Source organism: Acinetobacter schindleri CIP 107287 (assembly GCF_000368625.1).
Taxonomy (GTDB): domain Bacteria; phylum Pseudomonadota; class Gammaproteobacteria; order Pseudomonadales; family Moraxellaceae; genus Acinetobacter; species Acinetobacter schindleri.
Genome location: NZ_KB849574.1, coordinates 500722 through 520417, shown reverse-complemented (window position 1 = coordinate 520417; position 19696 = coordinate 500722). Strand labels below are relative to the sequence as shown.

Below are 19696 nucleotides of genomic sequence, written 5' to 3'. Positions count from 1 at the left end.
AATGGATGATGGAAATCACCCAATAAGAAGTGAGACAACGATGAGTTATTTTGGCACCGATGGTATCCGTGGCAAGTTTGGCGAATTGCCAATTACGCCTGAGTTTGCGCTTAAATTAGGCTTTGCTGCAGGAAAGGTACTCAAGCGATATAGTAAGAAAAATAAACCGCTGGTGGTGATGGGAAAAGATACGCGTTTATCAGGCTATATTTTAGAATCTGCCTTGCAGGCAGGCCTGAACGCAGCAGGTGTTTATGTACATTTACTGGGTCCATTACCGACTCCTGCAATTGCCCATTTGACCCGTGCACTGCATGCCAGTCTGGGTATTGTTATTTCAGCTTCTCATAATCCGTATTTTGATAATGGGATTAAATTCTTCTCGGGTGAGGGCAAAAAACTGCCAGATGCTTTGCAGGATGAAATTAATCAGGAGCTCGAAAAAGAAATAAGTATTGAAGATACGGCGAACCTGGGTAAAAGTTTCCGTGTCAAAGATGCCAATGGTCGTTATATCGAATTCTGTAAATCGACATTCCCTTATCATTTAGATCTGAATGATTTAACGATTGTAGTGGATTGTGCCAATGGGGCAGCCTATAACGTAGGTCCTGCAGTGTTCCGTGAATTGGGTGCAAAAGTTATTGCAATGTTTGATGATCCTGATGGTCTCAATATCAATAAAGACTGTGGCTCAACTCATCCTGAGAATCTGCAAAAAGCAGTCGTTGAATATCAGGCTGATCTTGGGATTGCCTTTGATGGAGATGCTGACCGTGTCATTATGGTCGACAAAAACGGTGAGCAGATTACTGGTGACCATATTCTGTATATCCTTGCCACTCAGGCCAAAAATAAGCCAGCAGGAATTGTGGGCACACTCATGAGTAATATGGCGCTGGAACTGGCTCTAGAAAAAGCCCAAGTCCCATTCTTGCGTGCCAAGGTGGGTGACCGTCATGTATTACAAGGTCTGGAGCAAAAGGGCTGGGTCACTGGCGGTGAGCCATCCGGTCATATCCTGACATTAGACAAGAGCACCACGGGTGATGCCATTATTGCTGCGCTACAAGTATTGACAGTGATGGTTGAGCAGAAGAAAGCCCTGCATGAACTGGTAGCTGATTTCCGCTTGTTACCGAACGTATTGGTCAATGTGCGTCTGGATGCCATGTTTGATCCGTACGCCGTCCCTGCGCTTGCTGCTGAATTTGAAAAAGCAGAACAACAGCTGAAAGGCCGTGGCCGCTTGCTGATTCGTAAGTCAGGTACTGAGCCGGTTATTCGTGTTATGGTGGAAGGCGAAGACCTGGATGAAGTCACTACACTGGCCCATTCATTGGCAGATGCTATACGTGCCAATGCTGCCTAAACTTGCTGACTGATTATAGAGAGATGGAATGACTGATTTAATTAAAGATCTGAGTGAACTACGCCTGAATTATCAGAAAGGCGAGCTGCTTGAGGATCAGGTTAAACTGGATCCACATGAACAGTTTTTGCTCTGGTTTAACCATGCCCTGGCAGCGCAATTGCATGAGCCTTATGCCATGTCACTGGCTACGGCAAATGCGCAAGGTCGTCCGCATGTACGCACAGTCTTGCTACGTGGGGCGACTCCAGATGGCTATGCTTTCTATACCAATTATGATAGCCAGAAAGGGATGGATCTTGAGGTAAATCCTTATGCTGAGCTGCTATTTTACTGGCAGGAGCAGGAACGACAAATCCGTGTTTCTGGGCGTGTAGTTAAAATCTCTGAAGAAGAATCCACAGATTATTATCATAAGCGTCCACGTGACAGTCAGATTGCTGCGCATGTCAGTACGCCCCAGAGTGGTGTGATTGCCAGTCGCGATGAACTGCAGCAGCGTTTCTGGGACTACCATGATACGATGGCGAACCAGGAACAGCTTGATAAGCCAGAATTCTGGGGTGGTTACCGTTTAGTACCTGATTATTATGAATTCTGGCAAGGACGTCCAAATCGTTTGCATGATCGTCTGAGTTATACCAGGACTGACGATGCCTGGACATTGCAGCGACTGATGCCATAAATGCCAAAACTTGAAATCAAGCAGCGCCCTTTACTGACCCGTCCTGAATCTTTTCAGGACGTACCGTCTTTTATTGCAGAGATTCTGGCACGCCGTGGAGTGGAATCGCAGCAGGAGCTTGAGCTGAAACTCAAGCATCTGTTGGCACCGAGCATGAAAGGCTTGCCGGAAGCCATTCAGCTGATCGATGCAGCGATTGATGCAGGTCAGAAAATCGTGATTGTCGGTGATTATGATGCCGATGGTGCCACCAGTACCGCATTAATGCTGCTGGCACTGCGTGATATGGGAGCGGATGTTGATTATCTGGTCCCCGACCGTTTTAAATATGGCTATGGCTTAACGCCGGCAATTGCTGATCTGGCATTTGCCAGTTTTACCCCTGATCTACTCATTACTGTGGATAATGGTATTTCCAGTCATGACGGGGTGAAACAGGCACAAGATCATGGTATGCAAGTGATTATCACTGATCACCATCTTACCACCAAACCGACACCTGCTGCTGAAGCAGTGGTCAATCCAAATCAGCTCGGTTGTGAATTCCCAAGCAAGGCACTGGCTGGGGTAGGCGTGGCTTTCTATGTATTAGCCAATCTATCTACCCATCGTAAGAAGCTTGGTAAGTCTTCTACAGTAATCACCAACTATCTGGATCTGGTGGCACTGGGAACCTATGCAGATGTAGCTAGCCTAGACTATAACAACCGCATTCTGGTTGATGCTGGGCTGAAACGGATTCAGCAGCACTTATGCCGTCCAGGGATTAGTGCACTGCTGGAAATCGCAGGGCGGGATGCAGCAACGTTAAAAGCCCAAGATCTCGGTTTTGTGCTGGGCCCGCGAATTAATGCGGCTGGACGTATGGAAACCATGGATATCGGGATTGAATGTCTGCTCGCTAAAGATCTGGCAACTGCTTATCCACTCGCAGAACAGCTGAATCAGCTCAATGTCGAGCGCCGTCAGGTCGAAGGCAAGATCAAGCAGGAGGCGCTGGCTGAACTGGAAAAAATCCAGCTGGATGAAATAGAGCTGCCGGCTGCCCTGATCATGTTTGAACAGCATTGGCATCAAGGCGTGATTGGAATTGTCGCTGGACGTTTAAAAGAACAGTTTCATCGTCCAAGTATTGTTTTTGCTGCAGATGAAGATGGCATTCATATCAAGGGTTCTGCACGTTCAATTGAGGGGATTCATATCCGTGATGCGATTGAGCGGGTGGCTGAACAAAATCCACATATTGTCAGTCACTTTGGTGGGCATGCAGCTGCGGCAGGCCTGACCATTAAAAAAGCACATTTTGCTGAATTTAAGCAGACCTTTGAACAGTTAATAGGCAGTATGGATGAAAGTCTGTTTACTGCAACGTTATGGACTGATGGTGAGCTGCCAGCCTCTGCATTTCAGATTGATACAGTAGATCTTCTACATAATCTGAGCCCATGGGGACAGAAATTTCCACAACCTATATTTGAAGGCATATTTAAAGTATTGGATTATCGCTGGCTTAAAGAGGTACATCTGAAGCTGCGAGTGGCGCTGGAAAATGGACAAGTGGTGGATGCGATTGCCTTTAATGCAGCCAGCAAATATCAGTTTGACCCAATGCAGGACAATGTACGTCTGGTCTATGAACTGGACAAAAATATCTTTAATGGCAATGTCAGTTTGCAGATGCGGATTGCACATCTGGAACAGTAAATAAAAAAACCGCTCAAAAGAGCGGTTTTTTTATACTCTGTAATATTTAATTAGAAGCGATATGCTGCACGAACAGAGAAAGAATCTTCATCATCACCTAAGCCTATACGTCCTTCAAGGCTCATTTGAGGACTGAAGAATTTTTTTGCATTGATGCCAAACTCGTCATAGACATCATTGTCATAATAGTCAACGCCTATGCTAAAGGTTTTATCAAAGTAGTAGTCGCCACGTAATGAGAATTCATCTAAATCGCCGAGACCGAAATAAGCTTCGAGGTTGATGTCATTACCTGCCAATGGTGCAACATATTTAGCGCGTAAAGTTGGATCAACACCATCATCATTGTCATTGTCCCAACCACGCAGGCCAGCTGCAAGTAGTAGGCCTGGTACTGGTAAATAACCTACTTCAGCACCATACGTGGTTAGATCTGATTCGGCTGTGACAGGGCCAAGTTCAACTTCTGTTTCATTATGGCTAATGTCAGCACTGATATAGAAATCAGAGTTAGGTACAAATAATTCTACGCCTGCTCCTAAACTCGTAGTATCGATGTCATCATTACTAATATAGGCAAACCCACCATTCACATTACTGGCACGATTTAAAAAAGCAGCTTCATTGAATGGGGCGTTTTTCACTTGTACAGGATTAAAGTAGTAGGTTCCATCTAGACCAAATCCGATTGCAGAATCTCCTTGATCGGGATCAATATAAATCAGATTACCACCTACTTCAGTCTGATAAGCATGGCTCAAACCAAATGTACCCAGCAGGGCAGTTACAAGTACAATTTTTTTTAACATGTAAAAGTCTCGGTTGTTATTGATAAAACTTGAAATTTTATACTTGTAACAAATTGTATGTTTTTTATTCTTATGGTCAAGACCATTGGTCTTATTTTGGTGCATTAAAAAAGCCCCTCCGAAGAAGGGCTTTTTTATTAAAGCTATGTCTAACTTAAATTAGAAGCGGTATTTTGCAGCTACACCAAATTTGTTGTAGTCATTATTACCTGCTTCACCAAAGCCTACACGGCCTTCAAGGCTAACTTGCTGGTTGATGAATTTACGTGCACTCACACCAAATTCACTACGGTCGATAAGGTCATTGTTCTGATAGTCAGCACCAACGCTTAAAGTTTTATCGATAAAGTAGTCAGCTTTCAGGTTGTACTCATCAAGATCACCAAAAGCGGCACCAGCTTCAAGGTTAATGTCTTTACCGTTGCTTAAGGTAGTCACATATTTTGCACGAAGTGTTGGATCTACACCGTCATCACGGTCGTTATCCCATCCTTTCACACCAGCAGCAATCAATAAGCCTGGCGCTGGAAGGTAACCCACTTCTGCAGCATAAGTAGTCAGGTCATTATCGAAGTCATCATTGTCTTGTAAATCATGACCACTTACCTTACCACCTAGATAGAAGTCTGAATTCGGTACAAAGTATTCTGCACCGACACCGTAACGATGTGCTTCTGCATCACCAATTTCATCATACTGGTATTCAGCTTTCACATTGCTTGCACGATCAAGGAAAGCAGCTTCGGCTAATGGTGAATTACGCGTTTGTACAGGATTAAAGTAGTAAGTGCCATCTACACCGAAAGAGCCGCTTGAACTACCGTTGTCCGGATCTGTTAAGCCTGCTGATGCACCAATTTCTGCTTGATAAGCATGTGCTGCGGTACCCGTAAAAGCTACGGCTGAAATTAGTGCTGAAGCGATTGCTAATTTTTTCATGCGGATACTCCCCTCTGAAATTTTGGCTGGGATTTAATACATTTTTTGTTACAGTTTCAGTCTAGCCCAAATCGGCAGATCGTCAATCAAGGGAAAGTTACATTAATGTCAATTCAGTAATTTTGTGTAATTTTATGATTTTAATTCATTGAAATATAAATAAAAAGAACAATGTTTTGTTTTATTAAAACTATGTAAAGATTGTGAATTTTAGACATTTTGATTAATAAATAATCAGAAAATTTATGATTAAATAGACTCGTTGAGTTTTAAAAAATTAGAAATTTTTCGTTAATAAAATTCATTTTGAATGCATTTTCTCTCTATATGAAGATGAATCAACACTGCTAAATTGATTGAGTTGAATTATTGAAATAAATATTTATGGCAGGCAGAAATCATACAGATGTCCTGTTCAAACTGCGGGAAAGGACTGTGATATAATTGCCTGCTAAAAATTTATGCCTTATTGATTGAGAGAAATTCACGTGGAAATTAATCCTTATCTACTCCAGCTAAAAGACTTGAACGAACGTGGTCAAACACTACGGGGGTATCTTTGACTACGATCTGAAAAAAGAGCGTTTGGAAGAGGTTCTCCGTGAATTAGAAGATCCAGCCATCTGGAATGATCAGAACCGTGCGCAGGCTATGGCCAAAGAAAAAGGCGAGCTTGAGAATGTACTGAATGTACTGGATGGTCTGGCGAATCAGCTTGAAGATGCACAAGCCATGCTTGATCTGGCTGTAGAAGCCGATGAAGAAGCCATGCTTGAAGATGTACAGGCAGAATTGACAACAGCAGAGGAAGAGCTGGCAAAGCTTGAATTCCGTCGTATGTTCAGTAATCCGATGGATCCGAATCCATGCTATGTGGAAATTCAGGCAGGTTCAGGTGGTACAGAAGCACAAGACTGGGCATCGATGCTGCTGCGTATGTACATGCGCTGGATTGAACGTCATGGTTTTAAAGCAGAAGTGATGGAAGAGTCTGACGGTGATGTAGCCGGGATTAAGTCTGCTACGATCCGTGTAGAAGGTGAGTATGCCTATGGCTGGTTACGTACCGAATCAGGTGTACACCGTCTAGTACGTAAATCACCATTTGACTCGGGTAACCGCCGTCATACCTCATTCTCTGCAGTATTTGTATCGCCTGAAGTAGATGACAATATTGAGATTGAAATCAATCCTTCAGATGTCCGTACCGATACTTACCGTGCCTCGGGTGCCGGTGGTCAGCACATTAACAAAACTGACTCTGCGGTACGTCTGACCCATATTCCAACCGGTATTGTGGTGGCCTGTCAAAACCAGCGTTCACAACATGCCAACCGTGACCATGCCTGGAAACAGTTACGTGCAAAACTCTATGAACTGGAAATGAGCAAACGTAATGAAGCCGCTCAGGCATTAGAAGACTCGAAGTCTGACATTGGTTGGGGTAGCCAGATCCGTTCTTATGTACTGGATGACTCACGTATCAAAGACTTACGTACTGGTGTTGAAAATTCAAATACAGGTGCAGTTCTGGATGGTGATCTGGATAAATTTATTGAAGCAAGCTTGAAACAAGGCCTGTAAGCAGACCTTTTAACTCTCTGCGTAGCAAAGCAGATACAGTTTGTGACTCTTATATCTAAAATATTCGATATATAAATCGAAAAAATACGATATAATGGGATAAATGCTGCAATCAGCTTTGTTGCGCACGACTATGTGATGTGACTATGGACTTTGATCTGATCTTTAAAGCACTGGCAAATCCCACACGCCGGCAAATTCTGGAATGGTTAAAAACACCAGAGCAGTTTCTGTCTGCCGAAGAATGTGGCGGCTTTCAGCGTGGTGTTTGTGCGGGCCAGATTGAAAAATTAGGGCAAGTTTCGCAGTCCACCATGTCCAATCATTTGTCCGTGTTACAGCAGGCGGGATTAATTACCGCCACCAAACATGGGCAATGGTCATATTTCTCCCGCAACGAAGCTTTGATTCAGCAGTACATCGAACATCTACAACAATACCTCTAAAACATATCTGGAGGTCGGAGTCAGTATGGCTGAATTAAATACCCCCCTGAAACTGGGTGCGCTTGAATTAAAAAACCGTGTCATCATGGCACCTTTAACCCGTAGTCGTGCAACTGATGAGCGTGTCCCAACCGCGATGATGGCTGAGTATTATGCCCAACGTGCAAGTGCAGGCCTGATCATTTCTGAAGCGACTGTCATTTCTGAAGAAGCCAATGGTTACCGCAATACACCTGGGCTATTTACAGATGCACAGGTCGAAGGCTGGAAACTGGTAACCAATGCTGTACATGAGAAGGGTGGTTTAATCGTTGCCCAACTATGGCATGTGGGGCGTGTTTCTGATCCAGAGCTGTTAAATGGTGAAACACCGGTATCTGCAAGTTCAGTACAACAGGCCGGTCACGTCAGCCTGTTACGTCCTAAGCGCCCTTATGTTCTTCCACGTCCGCTGGAAATCTCAGAAATTCATGCCATTACCGAGCAATATAAGCAGGCTGCTATTCGTGCCAAAGACGCCGGTTTTGATGGAGTAGAGTTGCATGGCGCCAATGGTTATCTGATTGACCAGTTCCTGCAAACCAAGACCAACAAGCGTGAAGATGAATACGGTGGTTCTGTTGAAAACCGGGCTCGTTTCCTGCTGGAAGTGGTGGATGCCTTGATCGAAGTCTGGGGCGCAGATCGTGTTGGTGTGCATCTGGCACCACGTGGTGACGAGCATGATATGGGTGATGATGATCCACGTGAAACATTTGGTTATGCGATGGAGCAGCTGGGCAAACGTCAGATCGCGTTTTTCTTTACCCGTGAATATCTGGCTGAAGACAGCATTTCTGAATATATGAAACAGCGTTCAGGTGGCGTGCCGTATATTGCCAACATGCGCTTGAGCCGTGAGGATGCTATTCAACTTTTAGCCTCAGGTAAAGCAGATGCGGTCTCTTTTGGTAAGGCCTATATTGCCAATCCTGACCTATACGAGCGTCTGCTGCAAGATGCACCGCTGAACGAGCTAAAACTGGAAAATATGATCGGCAGTCAGGCGGCTGAGGGTTATATTGATTACCCGACTTTGGCCGAAGTAAAAGTTTTAAGCACAATAGAATAATCTGAAAATGAGCTACATCGGTTAACATGTCGATGTGGCTCTGTTATATTTTGCCGATTCACTCAATTTCGGGGCAACATTTGGCTACTCCTTTTTGGTACAACGCGGCACTGACACTGATCAAGCCTTTATATCAGTCACGTATTCGCAAGCGTGCGGAAAGTCCTGAACAACTACAACAGGAATTGCTTGAGCGTTTTGGTCCGTTTCAGACCCCAAAAAACAAACATGCCATCTGGTTTCATGTGGTTTCGGTTGGAGAGACCAATGCAGCACAGCCACTGATTGAATATTATTTAAAATCAGGCCATCCGGTGCTGGTGACCAATACCACTAAAACAGGTCAGGCACGCGCTAAATCTCTTTTTCTTAAAGAACCCTATTTAAATTTATTTCAGGCAGTTTATTTACCTGCCGATCAAAAACATCTGATTCAGGATTTTTATCAGAAATATCAGCCGAAATTATTGCTATTAATGGAAACTGAGCTCTGGCCAAATCTCATTGATCAGGCAAAGAATTATAAGGTGCCTTGTCTGTTGCTGAATGCCCGTCTTTCAGAAAAATCAGCTCAAGGTTATGGCAAGGTCAAAGGGCTAACCCGTGGCATGCTGAACGCAATGCAGCAGCTATTGGCTCAGGATCTTGCAACCCAACAACGTTATATTGATTTAGGCATCGAAACTAAAAAAACCCAGGTTTTAGGCAATATCAAGTTTGATATCACGGCACCACAGCAGTTTATTGAGCATGCGAGTGAGTTAAAACGGGAATGGACTTTACAAGGCCGTAAGATCATTACCTTGGCCAGTACCCATGCACCGGAAGAACAGCAGCTGATGGCCGAATTAAAACCGGCTCTAGATACTGATCCAAACTTACTGTGTATTGTGGTGCCACGTCATCCGGAACGTTTTGATGAAGTGTTTCAGGCAGCTCAAGCTTTAAATTTACGCACCCAGCGCCGTAGTTTAGGGCAGAAAGTTGAAGCTAATACCCAGATTTATCTGGCAGATTCAATGGGTGAAATGTGGCTATGGTATGCTTTAAGTAAGACCTGTTATGTCGGTGGTTCATTGAATGAGCCAGGGGGTGGACACAATATTCTGGAGCCAATCGCGCTGAATGTGCCAACTATTTTGGGCAAGAATTATTTTAATTTCCAGACTATTGTGGATGAGTTTGTGGAAGCTCAGGCTGTAGAAGTGGTCGAAAATGCTCAGCAGGCTGCTATGACTTTGCTGAAGATTCTAAATGATTCATCCAAGGCAGAAAGTTTAAATACCGCAGCACAAAAGATTATGCAGCAGAATCAGGGTTCGCTTGCCAAGCATATTGCAGTAATAGATCAGTATTTGTAAAACTGCACCACACTCGCATATATCGGTTTACTACTAAAAGTTTAATTGTAGAGATGACCTACTTTTCAGAGATGAAAAGTAGCAAAAATCTTTTGTTTGATTGAGGATATATCCATGTACCCCAATCAAACGGGTAACATCCATGTCACCTGTCACGAATGCCAATGGCGAGTTGTGATTCCTATATTGAGTTGTGATTCCTATATGACTCATTGTTGTGCTGATGATTGTCGTGCAGACAATGCGTTACTGAATTAAATCTTTTAATTGGTTTTTAGTTATGAACATCGTCCTACTTGATCCTCGTCAAACCCAATCTGAGATTTGGGCGATCAGTGCCAAACGTCAATTGGAACATTTGCAACAGCATCTGGATATTCAAGTCGGTGATACGCTTAAAGTGGGTATCCGTGAAGGCAAACGGTATCTTACGGAAATTATCGAAATTACAGAAAAAACAGTTCGTTTCAAACCCTTAAAAGAAGAAGCTGTGCCTGCGAAGTTGCCAGTGACGCTGATTGTGGCTTTACCACGTCCGAAAGTGTTGCGTCGTTTAATTATGGATGCGGCGACACTTGGGGTAGAGAAGATCATTCTGCTGCATAGTTATCGGGTTGATAAAAGCTATTGGCAAACTCCATTTTTACAACAGTTAGATCATTATATAGAGCTGGGACTGGAACAGGCCGGGGATACGATTGCGCCGAAAATTGAACTCTATAAACGTTTTAAACCCTTTGTAGAAGATGTACTACCGACCTTGATTCGCACAGATTGCCCGGCTTATGTGGCGCATCCTTATGCTGAAAGCAAAATGCCTTTTGCAATTGAGCATCCGTGTACGGTGGTGATTGGACCAGAAGGCGGTTTTATTCCTTATGAAATAGATCTGCTTATAAAAAACGGCTGCCAGGCTGTGAGCCTTGGCAACCGTATTATCCGTACTGAAACAGTAATCCCTTATGTCTTAGGTCGACTGTTTGGCACGGCCTGAATCATCTTCAGTATTTTCACCACGGTACACTTTTACTTCCTGTACAGGGTAGGGAATTGAAATGCCATGTTCCGCGAAGGCTTCAATCACATGTTCCTGAACGGTACTAATTGAATTACCTGTAGAATTTTCCTGGGTATCGACCCACCAAGTTACCGTCAGATTAATTGAGAAGTCAGCCAGTTGAGTCACATTGACATTAAAAGCGGGCTGGCTGAGGATCAACTGATCCTTGTCCAGAATTGCCATAATGATACTCTTGGCTTTCTGCACATCATCTTCATAGCCAATACCAACCACAAACTGACAGCGGCGGCGCGGATAAGCCGTATTTACTGTCACGGCACTGGTATAAACCGTTGCATTTGGAATCACAATACGGCGGCCATCGGGTGAGCGCAGGAAAGTTGCACGGATCTGGATATCTTCTACCGTGCCTTCCATGCCTGAGACAATAATGTCATCGCCAATTTTAAACGGTTCACCGAGCAGAATCAGCACGCCGGACAACAGGTTCTGGAAAATATCCTTGAAAGCGAAACCGATCGCCACCGAACCAATCCCCAAGGCACTCATCAGCTGCCCGGGTGTAAAGCCTGGAATAGCAATGACCATGGCAATCAGGAAGCCAATAAAAATAATTGCAGATGTACCGACACGGTTAAGTACCAATACCAGGTTCTGTTTACTGTAACTCCGTTCACCAATCGCTTTACGTACAAAAAACTTGAACAGTTTCGAAAGCAGGTAAAAGATACTGAAAACTACCAGTGCGATACAGATATAAGGCAGGCGCTCCCAAAACGCCTCAATAAATTTATCGACGGTTGAATACGCATCATTATATTTAGCCGTGTGCTCAATGACGGTCTGAGCAGTTTTTTCAGTTGCTTGATGCAACAGCTCAGTGGTCCCTTCAGTCACTTGGCTTAGAGCATTGTCTTTTTCAGCCACGAGTATCCCGATTATAAAAAAATCGCATTATTTTGCCTGATTTTTACATTGAACTTAATAGAAAGTTGCATAGCCCTTGCGGGTGGTAGCAAAATTTAACATAAGCTTAAAAATATTCTGTCCCTTGCTGGATCACTTCCTGTGGACTTTCCAGCTCACCACTTCCCATCATGAAGGATACCATGCTGCTAGCAGCAAACAGACTTAACACGGTCAATAGTATTATCAGCCAGGCCAGAATTTTTTCCCAGACTGCAGTTGGTCGCGGTGCACCAAAGCGGTTATGTCCTGCTGTGCCTCTTGCCAGCAGCAGATAGAAAATAAATAAAATATTAACCACCGGCACTAGCATCAGCAGCATCAGCCAGCCAGATTTATTCAGGTCATGCAGGCGGCGTGCCACTACCACAATATAGAAATACAGATAGAACACAACCAACAGCAGATAGCCCAAGCCAGCCAAACCAGTCAGTGCATCAACAAACTGCCGATTATCCAGAGACAAGGTGGTCAGGCTGAAAATACCGCTGACCAGACTGAGGGCAATCGAAGCAAAGAAAAAAATGATATGCAGGAAAGCGTACCAGCCAATAAAGCTGAGCCGGCCAAAGCGCCCTTCAAGAGATAGCGGATTATCATTGGAAGGTGCCGGAGAGCGGGAGAAGAATGGCGAAGTATCTTTAGAATTCATGGGCTGAGCCAGTTCAAGTAATTGAAAACAGGCAAACATGTTTGCCTGTAAGGAAGTATAAAAATTCAACACTATTATAAGATTAAACGGAATGGTGAGATACGAAAACTAGACAGGAATGTATTGGATTCATCTGTAAACCTATGTTTTAAATGAATTGATCAGAATACGACCAAAGCATGATTGTCCAATTTGAGATAAGCCGTTCATACTGAGCTATGCATAAAAAACAATCAATAACGTGGCATGAACCTCTCGTGATGAGAGGGAATAAGATCAAGGAAGTAAATAATGAAAGAGATCTATCCTGTACCAGCAGAATTTAAAAAAACCGCACGGACCACCGAGGCTGAATATTTCGAACGCTATCAGCGCTCTATTGAAGAACCGGATGAGTTTTGGGCCGAGCAAGCCCAGCGCCTTGACTGGATCAAGCCATTTACCAAAGTTAAAGATACCAGCTTCGACAAAGATAATTTCAAGATCGAATGGTTTGCTGATGGTCAGCTGAATGTCAGTGCCAACTGTCTGGACCGCCATCTAAAAGAACATCCTTATAAGCCGGCAATTATCTGGGAAGGGGATCATCCATCCCGTCACAAGATTATCTCTTTTCATGAGCTGTATGATGAAACCTGCCGCTTTGCCAATGTCCTGAAAAAGAACGGCATCAAGAAAGGTGACCGTGTGGTGCTGTACATGCCAATGGTCTCTGAAGCTGCGATTGCCATGCTGGCCTGTGCCCGTATTGGCGCAGTACATTGCGTGGTATTTGGCGGTTTCTCGCCAGACTCGCTGGCTAGCCGTATTGAGGACAGTCAGGCGAAAATGGTCATCACAGCTGACTCCGGTATGCGTGGCGGCAAGCCCATTCCGCTGAAAGCCAATGTGGATGAAGCCCTGAAAATTGCTGGTACTGAATCAGTAGAGCACGTCATGGTGGTGCATCGCACGGGTAATCCGATCGAAATGAAGGAAGGTCGGGATCTGTGGTATCACATGGAAATCATGACGGTCAATGAGATCTGCCCACCTGAACCCATGAATGCAGAAGATCCACTGTTTATTCTGTATACATCGGGTTCAACAGGCAAGCCAAAAGGGGTACTGCATACCACCGGTGGTTATCTGACGTATGTGAACTCTAGCTTCCGCGAAATTTTCGACATCAAGCAGGATGACGTGTTCTGGTGTACAGCTGATGTGGGCTGGATTACGGGTCATTCCTATGTACTGTATGGTCCATTGTCGAACGGTACCACCACAGTCATGTTTGAAGGGGTTCCGCAATATCCAAGCTGGGCACGCACCGGGCATATCGTGGACAAACACAATGTCACTATTCTCTACACCGCACCCACTGCGATTCGCGCCATGATGCGTGAAGGGGATGCCTTTGTGCGTGAAAGTGACCGCAGCAGCCTGCGCCTGCTTGGTTCAGTCGGGGAACCGATTAATCCGGAAGCCTGGAACTGGTACTACAGTGTGGTAGGTGAAAGTCGCTGTCCGATCGTGGATACCTGGTGGCAAACCGAAACCGGTGGTTTCATGATTACCCCATTACCGGGTGCGACCGATCTGAAACCGGGCTCTGCAACCCGGCCATTCTTTGGTGTGCAGCCAGCGATTGTTGATGCTGAAGGCAAAGAGATGGAAGGTGCAGTGGAAGGTAATCTGGTGATCAAGGATTCCTGGCCAGGTCAGATGCGCACCATCTGGGGTGATCCGGAACGCTTTATCGAGGCTTATTTCTCGACTTATCCGGGGACCTATTTCACGGGTGATGGTGCCCGTCGGGATGAAGATGGCTATTACTGGATTACTGGTCGTGTCGATGACGTGCTGAATGTATCAGGTCATCGTCTGGGAACAGCTGAAATTGAAAGTGCGTTGGTGGCACATGAGTCTGTAGCTGAAGCTGCAGTCGTGGGTATGCCGCATGATATTAAAGGTCAGGGTATCTGTGCTTTCGTGACTCTGCAGGCAGGAACCGAGAGTACGGAAGAACTGCGTGCTGAACTGGTGGCCTGGGTGCGCAAGATTCTTGGACCAGTCGCGACGCCAGATGCACTGCACTGGGCGCCGGCATTACCGAAAACCCGCTCTGGTAAAATCATGCGCCGGATCTTGAGAAAAATTGCAGCGAATGAGCTGGATAGCTTAGGTGATACTTCAACTTTAGCCGAACCACAGGTGGTGGATAACCTGATTGCTGAAGTGCAAAAAACAGCTTAAATTTTTATAAAATCAAGAGAATACCGGCTTTCTTTAGCCGGTATTTTTATATCACTGATAAGCTCTGCATGCTTTCGGATATGGGCTCCGAGTTTGATCTGTTAAGCTTCTGGCATGCTGTAGATAGCTGAAATGAGTACAAAAGAATGAATGTGCGACAACAATACCTGAATCAATCTCCGCTTGATATTGCTCAGTCTCTGGCAGATCAGTTTGCCCTGAGCGCAGCTGAACGTGATAAACAGGGGGGCAATCCCAAGCAGCAACGCGACCTGATTCGTGACAGTGGCTTGCTCGGGTTGTCTATTCCAAAGCAATATGGCGGGCTGGGTGCAGACTGGCAGACAATTTTCCAGACCATTCAGGCAATTGCACGCGTAGACAGTTCACTGGCACATGTTTATGGCTTTCATCATCTGTTGATTGCGACGGTACAGCTGTTCTCACAGCCGGAACAATATGGCTTATGGTTTGAACAGACTGCACGTAAAAACCTATTCTGGGGCAATACCTTAAACCCGCTGGATCGACGTACGACAGCCATTAAAGTTTCTGACCAAGAATATATTTTCCATGGAGACAAGAGCTTCTGTTCCGGTTCAATCGACTCAGACATCCTGCTCTGTTCAGGTTATAACGAAGAGGGCCAACTACTGATTGGCGTAATTCCGACCCAGCGTGAAGGCGTCAGCTTCCTGGGTGACTGGAATAATATGGGCCAGCGTCAAACAGACAGTGGTACCAGTCATTTTGAACAGGTGAAAATTCATAAAGATGAGCTGTTATTGAATCCAGGACCATTGAGTACACCATATTCCAGCCTGCGTCCATTGATTGCCCAGCTGATTTTTGTGCATATGTTCCTCGGTGTAGCGGAAGGGGCTTTTGAAGTAGCCAAGCAGACGGTACAAAGTCAGAAAGCCTGGTCGAAATCACTGGTTGAAAATGCAGTCAATGATCCCTTTACCCAGAAGCATTTTGCCGATTTTTATGTACAGCTAGAAGGTGTACGTCTATTGGCAAATAAAGCCATTCAGACTTTGCAAAAGGCTTGGAATGTTGGGCCTGATCTAACAGTTGAAGAGCGTGGTGAAGTATCTATTGCCATTGCCACCGCAAAAATTGCCGCAACCCATACTTCACTGTATATTACCCAGAATATTTTCCAGGTCATGGGCGCACGGGCAACGACTGCCAAGCTAAATCTGGACCGTTTCTGGCGCAATGTACGCACCCAGACCCTGCATGATCCGGTGGATTATAAATATCAGGAAATAGGTGAATGGATACTGACGGGTAAAGTGCCTGATCCAAGTTTTTATGCTTGATTCATCTTTTAAAAAGCTTCCATTTGGAGGCTTTTTATTGGTTAGTATTTTGACTTAAATTTGTTTAAATACTTCAATTGCCCGGACGCGGGACTGTTTTAAATCGACAATCGGTTTTGGATAATGCAGCCCTAAATCTGGATTTTTGGCATAAGGTTCATGAATGGTTTTAGCATCCAGATGTGCCAGTTCTGGAACCCATTCACGGATATAGTCGCCGTTGGGATCGAAACGCTGTGACTGATTCACCGGATTAAAAATCCGGAAATAAGGTGCTGCATCCATGCCGGTCGAGGCACACCATTGCCAGCCGCCATTGTTAGCAGCTAGGTCACCATCAATCAGATGTTGCATAAACCAGGCTTCGCCCAGCCGCCAGTCGATCAACAGGTTTTTGCTCAGAAACATTGCAGTAATCATACGTACCCGGTTATGCATCCAGCCCGTTGCCAGCAGCTGGCGCATACCAGCATCAACAATCGGAATCCCCGTCCGGCCTTGCTGCCAGGCAGCTAAATCTTCTGGAGCATCACGCCATTCTATCGCCTTGGTATTTTCCTTAAATGGCTGATGTCTGGACACTTTAGGAAAATCGTGCAGGGTATGCTGGTAAAATTCACGCCAGAGCAGTTCATCCAGCCAGGTCTGCTGACCGACATCTTCAAGCTGGAAATAACCTTGAGAAGAGGTGAATAAAGCCTGCACACATTCCCGGATTGAAAGAATACCGATATTTAGATACGGCGATAACTGGCTGGTACCGTTGATCGCTGGAAAATCCCGATCGGTTTTATAATCCTTTAGCCGGTCTGCGATAAATTCATTCAGTAATTCAAAGGCGAGTTTATCTTCAACTGGCCAATACGGGTTGGCTGTCTCTTGCTGATAATTTTGAGCGAAAACATTCAAATCAAATTGAGATATATCGATAGCTTGCTTGGGCTGTACTTCAATATCTGGATAACAGGAAGGCACATCGATAAGCAGCCGTTCATAGCATTTCTTTTTAAATGCACTAAACACCTGATAAGGCTGCTGGCTCTGATTGCGGATCGAACCTAAAGGAAACAGGGTACGATCTTCATAGTATTCACAACTAATCTGATGCTGTTGCAATAATTGCTCGACAGCCTGATCACGCTGCTGCTCATTAAGCCCGGTTTCGATATTGCAGTGCACGGTGCTGATCTGAAATTGCTGGCACAGTGCCAAGAGCTGCTCTGAAATATCTTTCCAGAGTGGAATATTTAAAATAAGAAGAGGGATATTCAATGCTTCTAGCTGCTGTTTCAGGATTTTTAGCCGGCGCAGATAGAAGTCGATCTTGATCGGTGCATCCTGATGCAGTTGCCATTGTTCAGGTGACAGGATGACCAGCGCCAGACATTGCCTGCTTTGTGCTGCATGCCATAAGGCAGCGTGGTCATGAAGGCGTAAGTCATTCCGGAACCAGATCAGATGCATGACAGTTTTCTAAACCAATAAGATGCCATGCATTCTAGATAATCTGATCAAACAGAAATAGTAGAGAAATATTAACGTGATAGGAGCTGAAGTTTGTCACTATCAGCTCTGAAGGTATTAGCCTTTGGCGAGATGGATATTTTCCAGCGTATCTACCAGAGTTCGGGTCATCTGGTCAATTTCATAATTCACTTCATCACCAACCTGAACAGATTTCCAGGTCGTTAGGCGTAGGGTTTCTGGAATTAGGTCAATCGAAATCTCACTTTTGACACGATCAACATAGTTCACCGTTAGGCTGCAGCCATTCAGTCCGATAAAACCTTTTAGGAAAAAGTATTTGATATTGCCAGCTGGAATCTGCAGGTCGATATGCAAGGTTTCACCGCGACGCTCGATCTGAGTGACTTGAGCTGTGCCTTCAATATGTCCGTACAGATTATGACCGCCATTTTCCGCACCCACTTTTGCTGAACGTTCAATATTCACTTCATCACCGACTTTAAGCGATTTTAAGGTGGTGAGTTCAAGCGTGACATTAGAAATATCAAAATGAATCTGTTGCTGTTCACGGTCAATCGTGGTCACGGTCAGGCATACACCATTTACTGCGACACTGGCACCAATAAACACATCTGCAAAGAAACCTTGCTGATCACTGACAATGATCGTAACAAAGCCATCGCCTTTGCGAATTTCGACGACCTTTTCAAGGCCTTGGACAATACCGGTATACATAGTTAAAACATCTATTCTTGCAATTGCATCACATTGTAGGGAGGAATACAGAATCCGGCTAGCGTTGTACTGTACTGCCTGGTTTTCTGCCCAGATAAAAAAATCCCCTAAGCCGAGCCTTAGGGGAGTGAATGGAAAGCGCTGAGATTTGTTAGAATACTTATACGAGCTCAGCGTCTTCTTGTTGCACAGCTGTTGCCTGTTGTGCTTCAAGTTCACGGACCAAAGGCAAGACCTTTTGGCCAAAATATTCAACTTCTTCAATAAAGTGCAGGAAGCCAGACAGAATTAGGTCCACACCGACTTTTTTCAGTTCGATGATGCGTTCAGCAATTTGCTGCGGTGTACCAATCAGGTTGGTACGGAAGCCGTCATTGTATTGAACCAGATCTTCAAAAGTAGACTTGGCCCAGTTACCTTCACCTTCTGCGGTTGCTGCACCTGCTTCCCGCGTTGCATCACTAAAAGATCTCACTGCCTGGACATTGGCCTTGGCAACGATTTCCTGCAGTACTGCTTGTGCTTCTTCCTCAGTATCGCGCGCAATAACGAAGGCATTCACACCGATTTTCACCTGGTGATTGTTGGCTTTGGCCTTTTCCCGGATATCATCAATCTGTTTTTTCAGTTCTTCAGGTGTGTTGCCATTGGTAAAGTACCAGTCGGATACACGCGAAGCCATATCGCGTGCAGCGCGGGAGCTGCCCCCCTGGAAAATTTCAATATGCGGTTTCTGTACCGGCTTTGGACTCAAGCTATAGTCATTAAACTGGTAATACTTGCCATCAAAACTGAAATGATCTTGAGTCCACACACCTTTCAAACTGCGAATAAACTCTTCTGAACGCGCATAGCGCTGGTCATGCTCCGGCCATTCTTCACCAATCGCATCAAACTCACCGCGGAACCAGCCACTTACGACATTAATTGCAATACGGCCATTGGTCAGGTGATCGATGGTTGCCAGCTGTTTAGCAGCCAGCGCAGGTTTCCATGGACCTGGCAGAATCGCAGCGATGACTTTCAAACGTTCAGTCTTTGCCAGAATACCGTGGCTAAAACTGACTGATTCATGCTGATTTTCTGCGTTATAGCCTGCAGTAAAACGGATCTGGGTCAGGGCATAGTCAAAGCCAGCCTTTTCCGCTGTCTGTGCCAGACGTACATTATAGTCATAGCTCCAGTCGGTGCGCTGCTCGATGTTACTCACCACCAGACCACCGCTCACATTTGGAACCCAATATGCAAAAGTAATATGTTTATTATTTGACATCCTTCTCA

At 45.0% G+C, this 19696-nt stretch carries 17 protein-coding genes; 10 read left to right on the top strand and 7 right to left on the bottom strand.

The window, feature by feature from the left end:
- Positions 1-40: 40 nt before the first annotated feature.
- Genes glmM through recJ form a run of 3 tightly spaced genes read left to right on the top strand, consistent with a single transcriptional unit; the run spans position 41 to position 3761 of the window.
- A complete protein-coding gene (gene glmM / locus F955_RS02645) occupies positions 41-1372 on the top strand; it encodes a phosphoglucosamine mutase (protein ID WP_004890749.1) in 1332 nt (443 codons plus the stop codon).
- A gap of 28 nt (positions 1373-1400) precedes the next feature.
- The gene (pdxH, locus tag F955_RS02640) at positions 1401-2057 is read left to right on the top strand and encodes a pyridoxamine 5'-phosphate oxidase (RefSeq protein ID WP_004890746.1); all 657 of its coding nucleotides are present in this window, start codon (positions 1401-1403) and stop codon (positions 2055-2057) included.
- Positions 2058-3761 (top strand): single-stranded-DNA-specific exonuclease RecJ, encoded by a 1704-nt coding sequence (gene recJ / locus F955_RS02635; protein ID WP_004890743.1) that lies wholly within the window; start codon positions 2058-2060, stop codon positions 3759-3761.
- Between the two features lie 50 nt (positions 3762-3811).
- Here the strand turns inward: recJ and F955_RS02630 are convergent, their stop codons facing one another.
- Positions 3812-4570, bottom strand: coding sequence for a putative porin (locus F955_RS02630; protein ID WP_026056717.1), 759 nt, complete (start codon positions 4568-4570; stop codon positions 3812-3814).
- Positions 4571-4729: 159 nt separating this feature from the next.
- Positions 4730-5509: a putative porin gene (locus F955_RS02625; protein ID WP_004813724.1), complete on the bottom strand. Its 780-nt coding sequence runs from the start codon at positions 5507-5509 to the stop codon at positions 4730-4732.
- A 488-nt stretch (positions 5510-5997) separates the two neighbouring features.
- Between F955_RS02625 and prfB the strand changes: the two genes are divergently transcribed.
- From prfB to F955_RS02600, 5 genes are all read left to right on the top strand, one after another.
- A protein-coding gene (gene prfB, locus F955_RS02620; protein ID WP_099046667.1) for a peptide chain release factor 2 occupies positions 5998-7093 on the top strand; the annotation gives its coding sequence in 2 pieces (ribosomal slippage) (positions 5998-6069 and positions 6071-7093; 1095 coding nt in all).
- 146 nt (positions 7094-7239) lie between these two features.
- Entirely contained in the window at positions 7240-7539 is a 300-nt protein-coding gene (locus F955_RS02615; protein WP_004890734.1) for an ArsR/SmtB family transcription factor, read from the top strand.
- A 25-nt stretch (positions 7540-7564) separates the two neighbouring features.
- Complete coding sequence (locus F955_RS02610) at positions 7565-8650, top strand: alkene reductase (protein ID WP_004890731.1); 1086 nt, start codon at positions 7565-7567, stop codon at positions 8648-8650.
- Between the two features lie 80 nt (positions 8651-8730).
- Entirely contained in the window at positions 8731-10011 is a 1281-nt protein-coding gene (locus F955_RS02605) for a 3-deoxy-D-manno-octulosonic acid transferase (RefSeq protein ID WP_026056715.1), read from the top strand.
- A gap of 280 nt (positions 10012-10291) precedes the next feature.
- Positions 10292-11005: a 16S rRNA (uracil(1498)-N(3))-methyltransferase gene (locus F955_RS02600; RefSeq protein ID WP_004890726.1), complete on the top strand. Its 714-nt coding sequence runs from the start codon at positions 10292-10294 to the stop codon at positions 11003-11005.
- Here F955_RS02600 and F955_RS02595 read toward each other — a convergent pair.
- Positions 10979-11959, bottom strand: a complete 981-nt coding sequence (locus F955_RS02595; protein ID WP_004890723.1) for a mechanosensitive ion channel family protein — start codon at positions 11957-11959, stop codon at positions 10979-10981. The genes F955_RS02600 and F955_RS02595 overlap by 27 nt on opposite strands.
- Positions 11960-12065: 106 nt before the next feature.
- Positions 12066-12689, bottom strand: coding sequence for a DUF805 domain-containing protein (locus tag F955_RS02590; RefSeq protein ID WP_004890720.1), 624 nt, complete (start codon positions 12687-12689; stop codon positions 12066-12068).
- 252 nt (positions 12690-12941) lie between these two features.
- On the opposite strand from F955_RS02590, the gene acs reads away from it, so the two are divergent.
- Positions 12942-14885 carry an acetate--CoA ligase gene (acs, locus tag F955_RS02585; RefSeq protein ID WP_004890717.1) on the top strand — a complete coding sequence of 648 codons (1944 nt, stop codon included), beginning with the start codon at positions 12942-12944 and terminating at the stop codon, positions 14883-14885.
- 146 nt (positions 14886-15031) lie between these two features.
- The gene (locus tag F955_RS02580) at positions 15032-16213 is read left to right on the top strand and encodes an acyl-CoA dehydrogenase family protein (RefSeq protein ID WP_004890714.1); all 1182 of its coding nucleotides are present in this window, start codon (positions 15032-15034) and stop codon (positions 16211-16213) included.
- Positions 16214-16267: 54 nt separating this feature from the next.
- Here F955_RS02580 and phrB read toward each other — a convergent pair whose 3' ends face one another.
- From phrB to sfnG, 3 genes are all read right to left on the bottom strand, one after another.
- Positions 16268-17677 carry a deoxyribodipyrimidine photo-lyase gene (phrB, locus tag F955_RS02575; RefSeq protein WP_004890712.1) on the bottom strand — a complete coding sequence of 470 codons (1410 nt, stop codon included), beginning with the start codon at positions 17675-17677 and terminating at the stop codon, positions 16268-16270.
- A gap of 117 nt (positions 17678-17794) precedes the next feature.
- Entirely contained in the window at positions 17795-18415 is a 621-nt protein-coding gene (locus F955_RS02570; protein ID WP_017401381.1) for a riboflavin synthase, read from the bottom strand.
- Positions 18416-18575: 160 nt separating this feature from the next.
- Entirely contained in the window at positions 18576-19688 is a 1113-nt protein-coding gene (gene sfnG / locus F955_RS02565) for a dimethylsulfone monooxygenase SfnG (protein ID WP_004890708.1), read from the bottom strand.
- Positions 19689-19696: the final 8 nt, after the last annotated feature.

What these genes read in the sequence shown, in the direction of transcription:
- F955_RS02625 (WP_004813724.1), bottom strand. Translation starts at nt 5,509, where the DNA reads ATGAAAAAATTAGCAATCGCTTCAGCACTAATTTCAGCCGTAGCTTTT.
- F955_RS02570 (WP_017401381.1), bottom strand. Translation starts at nt 18,415, where the DNA reads ATGTATACCGGTATTGTCCAAGGCCTTGAAAAGGTCGTCGAAATTCGC.
- F955_RS02600 (WP_004890726.1), top strand. Translation starts at nt 10,292, where the DNA reads ATGAACATCGTCCTACTTGATCCTCGTCAAACCCAATCTGAGATTTGG.
- recJ (WP_004890743.1), top strand. Translation starts at nt 2,058, where the DNA reads ATGCCAAAACTTGAAATCAAGCAGCGCCCTTTACTGACCCGTCCTGAA.
- acs (WP_004890717.1), top strand. Translation starts at nt 12,942, where the DNA reads ATGAAAGAGATCTATCCTGTACCAGCAGAATTTAAAAAAACCGCACGG.
- F955_RS02630 (WP_026056717.1), bottom strand. Translation starts at nt 4,570, where the DNA reads ATGTTAAAAAAAATTGTACTTGTAACTGCCCTGCTGGGTACATTTGGT.
- glmM (WP_004890749.1), top strand. Translation starts at nt 41, where the DNA reads ATGAGTTATTTTGGCACCGATGGTATCCGTGGCAAGTTTGGCGAATTG.
- F955_RS02615 (WP_004890734.1), top strand. Translation starts at nt 7,240, where the DNA reads ATGGACTTTGATCTGATCTTTAAAGCACTGGCAAATCCCACACGCCGG.
- sfnG (WP_004890708.1), bottom strand. Translation starts at nt 19,688, where the DNA reads ATGTCAAATAATAAACATATTACTTTTGCATATTGGGTTCCAAATGTG.
- F955_RS02580 (WP_004890714.1), top strand. Translation starts at nt 15,032, where the DNA reads ATGAATGTGCGACAACAATACCTGAATCAATCTCCGCTTGATATTGCT.
- F955_RS02590 (WP_004890720.1), bottom strand. Translation starts at nt 12,689, where the DNA reads ATGTTTGCCTGTTTTCAATTACTTGAACTGGCTCAGCCCATGAATTCT.
- phrB (WP_004890712.1), bottom strand. Translation starts at nt 17,677, where the DNA reads ATGCATCTGATCTGGTTCCGGAATGACTTACGCCTTCATGACCACGCT.
- F955_RS02610 (WP_004890731.1), top strand. Translation starts at nt 7,565, where the DNA reads ATGGCTGAATTAAATACCCCCCTGAAACTGGGTGCGCTTGAATTAAAA.
- pdxH (WP_004890746.1), top strand. Translation starts at nt 1,401, where the DNA reads ATGACTGATTTAATTAAAGATCTGAGTGAACTACGCCTGAATTATCAG.